Raw genomic sequence first — 4,658 nt, forward strand, 5'->3', positions numbered from 1 at the left:
GTCCAGGACCCCGCCGGCGTTCAGCAGATCGGGCCGCTCTTCGTGACTCCGGACGGCCGCAGCAGCGTCTATTCGTACCGGCGATTCCTCAGCGACCTCGTGCTGGTCGAAGGCTTGCGATGAATCGTCGCAGCGGCTCACGGCAGGGGACGACGACATAATTGCGCACCGATTCGCTCCGGACGCTTCCGGCGCTAAGATCCACCGGTCCCAAACATCCCGCGGCGGCAGCCGTATTGCCACCGATAAAGGAGAGATCTCCATGCGGATCGCGAATTCCGTTGCCCTCGGCGCTCTGGCCCTCGTCTTCATCCTTCCGTCCGCGTCGGCCGCCGAAACTGTCCGGCTCGGACCGCCGCTCTGGGCTTCCAAGCCGGACGTGAAGGCCTTCCAGGCGATCGAGGACGCCCGGATCGCCGCGGCGCAGAAGTCGATCGATGCGATCGCCGCGGCGAAGGCCCCGCGCACGATCGAGAACACGCTCGTCCCCTACGACGACGCGACCCGGAACCTCGATTCGACCGCGTACTTCTCGTACCTCATGGAGGAGGTCGCTCCCGACGCGGCCTACCGCGACGCCGCCTCCGCGATGACCCGGAAGGTCAGCGCCGTCCAGACGGATCTTTCGCTCAACCGAAAGGTCTACGACGCGCTTTCGGCGATCGACCTTTCGGGCGCCGATGCCGCGACGAAGTTCTACGTCACCCGCCAGCTCCTGTTCTTCCGCCTCTCGGGGGTGGACAAGGACGACGCGACGCGCGCGAAGTTGAAGAAGCTGAACGACGATCTGACCGAGGAGAACTCCGCCTTCGAGCGGAACATCGCAGACGACTTGAAGACGACCGAGGCCGATCTGAGCGAGCTCGCCGGCCTGCCCCCGGACTACATCGCCCGGCACAAGCCCGGTCCGGACGGGAAGGTCAGGCTCACGAGCGCGTATCCCGATACGCTGCCGGCTTTGAAGTTCGCGCAAAGCTCCCCCCTCCGCCGGCGCCTCTACGAAGCGTTCAACAACCGGGCCTATCCGAAGAACAAGGACGTCCTCCTCCGGATGGTAGGGACACGCGCCGAGATCGCGAAGCTCCTGGGCTTTGCGAACTGGGCGGACCTGAACGCCGCACCGAAGATGGCCTTGACCGCGGCGCGGGTGGCCGGCTTCATTCGCGACGTGGACGCCGCCGCGCGGCCCATCATGGAGCGCGAGTACGCGACGCTCCTGGCCGAAAAGCGCAAGCGCGAGCCGAACGCAGCCGAGATCTTCGATTTCGAGAACAGCTACTGGAGCGAGCAGGTGCGGCGCTCCAACTTCGACTTCGACTCGCAGTCCGTGCGGCCGTACTTCCCGTACCCGGAGGTCCGGCAGGGCATCCTCGACACGGCGTCGAGGCTCTTCCATGTCCGGTTCGAGCAGGAAAAGGACGCGCCGGGGTGGGACCCGGCCGTCGAAACGTTTCAGGTCTTCGACGGCGGCGAGCGGATCGGAAGGATCTATCTCGACATGCATCCGCGCCCCGGGAAATTCACGCACGCCAACATGGTGCCGATCCTCGACGGTGTGGGCGGCAAACAGCTCCCCGAGGCGGCGCTCGTCTGCAACTTCCCCCAGGCGACGGCGACCGACCCGGGGCTCATGGAATACGGCGACGTCGTGACGTTCTTCCACGAGTTCGGCCACACCGTGCACTGGCTGCTCTCGGGCCGCCAGAAGTGGGCGGGGGCGAATGCCCTGAACCTCGAGCAGGACTTCATCGAGGCGCCGTCGCAGATGCTCGAAGAGTTCATGCGGAGCCCGCAGGTGCTGCAGGCGTTCGCGAAACACTACAAGACCGGCGAGACGATCCCGGGCGAGCTCATCGCGAAAATGAACCGCGCCTCGGCGTTCGGCCGCGGGAGCTGGGCGGCGTCCCAGAACGCGCTCTCGGCGATCTCCTACGAGATCTACACGAGCGATCCCGGCAAGCTCGATCTCGACGAGATCAACGAGAACGCATGGCGGAAATACACGAAAGTCGTTCCGATCCCGGGCACGCACTTCTGGGCCGCCTTCGGCCACCTCGGCGGGTACTCTTCGGCCTACTACACGTATCTCTGGGACAAGGTCATCGCCGAGGATTTCGCCTCACAGTTCGACCGGCCGAACCTCCTCGCCGACGGCCCCTCGATGCGCTACCGCCGGACCGTGCTCGAGCCCGGCGGCACGATGTCGGCCAACGACCTCGTCCGGAACTTCCTCGGCCGGCCTCAGAACATGAAGGCTTTCGAGAAGTGGATGGGAGAGGAGTTCGAGGGGGAGGGGGCGGAGGCCGGGTCTAAACCTCACTGAGCAGGGATCGTCGCCTTCCTGACTCCTCTGCCCCCGCCGCCCGCCGCTCCCCCGCGACCGTAACCTCCGGCAGGCGTGGGCGTCTCTGGAACGTGGGGAAACCGCGATGAGGGACGCCGTGATCGGCGGGCTCTGCTCCCTGGCGCTCGCGACGGCGGTTCCGGGCGCTTGGGGCGAGAGCCCCGACTTTTCGGCAGTCCGCCACCTCGTCCGATCCGAGATGGCCGCGCGATCGATTCCAGGGCTCTCGATCGCGGTCGCCCGGCGGGGACGGATCCTCTGGGAAGAGGGTTTCGGGTGGGCCGACCGGGAAAACCGGATCCCCGCGACGGAGCAGACGATGTTCAACGTCGCGTCGGTGACGAAGACGTTCACCTCGACGGCGCTCATGATCCTCGCGAAGTCCCGGAAGCTCGATCTGGATCGTCCGGTCAACGACTACCTTCCCGGCGCGAAGTTGACGAGCCCGAAGTTCGACCCCGCGGCGGCAACGCTGCGCCGCGTCGCGATGCACACCGGCGGACTCACGACGTTCTTCCGAACGTGCTACGCGGACGAACCTCGTTGCCGGATCTCGATGGAGGAAACGATCGCTCGATACGGCGTCGTCTTCTGGCCTCCGGGGGACCATTTCGACTATTCCAACCTCGGCTACGGGATCCTCGGGCAGGTCGTCGAGAAGGCTTCCGGCCGACCCCTCGAGAGGTTCCTCAAGGAAGAAGTCTTCGCGCCGCTCGGAATGTCTCATTCTTCGCTCGGGATCGGGCCGGGACTCGCCAAGCTCGTCGCGCAACGCTATACGGCCCGTCGCCGCAGCCCGGCGCAGGAGACGGCGACACCCGGCGCGTCCGGAGCCTACGCGAGCGCGCACGACCTGGCCCTCTTCGGAATGTTCAACCTGAAAACGCGCCTCTCCTCCGCGAAGGCGATCCTTTCCGACGCCGATCTCGAAGCGATGCAGAGCGACACCGTCGCGGCGGGCGGCAGCGATCGCTACGGACTCGGCTGGTGGGTGAGAGACGATCAGAACGGATACCGCACGGTCCTGGCCCAGGGAGGAACGGACGACACGTCCGCCTCACTCGAGCTGGTTCCCGCGGAAGGCATCGCCGTGGCCGTGCTCGCCAACAAAGGCGATCCCCTTCCATCGGTCGTGATCGACGCGATTCTCGCCGAGATGCTCCCCCGCTATCGGGAAAACCTCGAGCGAAAGGCGCAAGAGCCCGAGCCGCCGCCTGCCGACCTGAGCCATCCGGACGCGGCGTTCGTCGGCACGTGGAACGGCACGATCTCGACCGATCGCGGCCCGGTCCCCCTGACGATCACCGTCCGCGAGTCCGGCGACACGCGCGGAACGCTTGGCCGGGGGTCGGTCACCGCTCTGACCAACGTCAAATTCGATCCGAAATTCGGAACCTTCCGGTTTCGCGGCAGGATGGCGGGAGAGTTGAACGTCGACGACGCCGGCCAGGGCCCGTTCGATCTCTACTTCGAGCTCTACGTCCGCGGCTCGGCTCTCGAGGGATGCGCCACGACGATTCCGCGCCCCGAATCTCAGGAGGGCAACGGGCTGAGCTTCTGGGTCGAGCTGAAGAGGGATCTCCCGGGGAGTGTCGCAAAAGACGCCTCAGGTTGACATTCGACCTGAGCAGGTGAATACTCTGGTCGAATGTCGACTAGAGAGCGGGACGAGCAAGCCGAGCGGCTCGAGATCCTCCAGGGCACGCTCGACCTCCTGATCCTGCGGACGCTCATCTTCGGGCCGCAGCACGGGCACGGGATCGCGCTCGCGATCCAGCGGACCTCCGCCGAGGAGCTGCTCGTCGAGCACGGCGCGCTCTATCCCGCCCTGCAGAGGCTCGAGGAGCGGGGCTGGATCTCGGCGAAGTGGGGCACGTCGTCGAACAATCGCCGGGCGCGCTTTTACGCGCTGACGGCCGCCGGCCGCCGGCAGCTCGCCAAAGAAACGTCGAAGTGGAGGCGGATCGCGGCCGCGATGGGACGGGTGCTCGGCCACGAGGAAGCGTAGCCATGAAGCGCTCCGACGCGGACTTTGCCTCGGAGATCGAGGCCCACATCGCGCTCGAGGCCGAGCGGCTTCGCGAGGGAGGGATGAGCGCGGAGGAAGCGCTCGCCGCCGCGCGCCGGACGTTCGGCAACGCGACGCTCGCGCGGGAGCGCTTCCGCGAATCGCGCCGCGTGATGTGGTGGCACGACTTCCGGCGCGACTTCCGCTACGGCCTGCGCGCGCTCCGGAGGAGCCCGGGTTTCTCGGTCGTGGCGATCGCGACACTCGCGCTCGGGATCGGCGCGAACTCCGCCGTCTTTTCCGTGA

At 66.6% G+C, this 4,658-nt stretch carries 4 protein-coding genes; all 4 read left to right on the forward strand.

Annotated elements, in window-relative coordinates:
* Positions 1 to 262 precede the first annotated feature (262 nt).
* A complete protein-coding gene (locus VFS34_02845; protein HET9793374.1) occupies positions 263 to 2,323 on the forward strand; it encodes a M3 family metallopeptidase in 2,061 nt (686 codons plus the stop codon).
* Between the two features lie 106 nt (positions 2,324 to 2,429).
* Positions 2,430 to 3,959 (forward strand): serine hydrolase domain-containing protein, encoded by a 1,530-nt coding sequence (locus VFS34_02850; GenBank protein HET9793375.1) that lies wholly within the window; start codon positions 2,430 to 2,432, stop codon positions 3,957 to 3,959.
* A gap of 33 nt (positions 3,960 to 3,992) precedes the next feature.
* Positions 3,993 to 4,352, forward strand: a complete 360-nt coding sequence (locus tag VFS34_02855; GenBank protein ID HET9793376.1) for a PadR family transcriptional regulator — start codon at positions 3,993 to 3,995, stop codon at positions 4,350 to 4,352.
* A gap of 2 nt (positions 4,353 to 4,354) precedes the next feature.
* Positions 4,355 to 4,658, forward strand: a 304-nt coding sequence (locus VFS34_02860; protein HET9793377.1) for a permease prefix domain 1-containing protein, incomplete at its 3' end; no start/stop codon positions are given.

This window comes from Thermoanaerobaculia bacterium, assembly GCA_035717485.1.
Taxonomy (GTDB): domain Bacteria; phylum Acidobacteriota; class Thermoanaerobaculia; order UBA5066; family DATFVB01; genus DATFVB01.

What these genes read in the sequence shown, in the direction of transcription:
- VFS34_02845 (HET9793374.1), top strand. Translation starts at nt 263, where the DNA reads ATGCGGATCGCGAATTCCGTTGCCCTCGGCGCTCTGGCCCTCGTCTTC.
- VFS34_02850 (HET9793375.1), top strand. Translation starts at nt 2,430, where the DNA reads ATGAGGGACGCCGTGATCGGCGGGCTCTGCTCCCTGGCGCTCGCGACG.
- VFS34_02855 (HET9793376.1), top strand. Translation starts at nt 3,993, where the DNA reads ATGTCGACTAGAGAGCGGGACGAGCAAGCCGAGCGGCTCGAGATCCTC.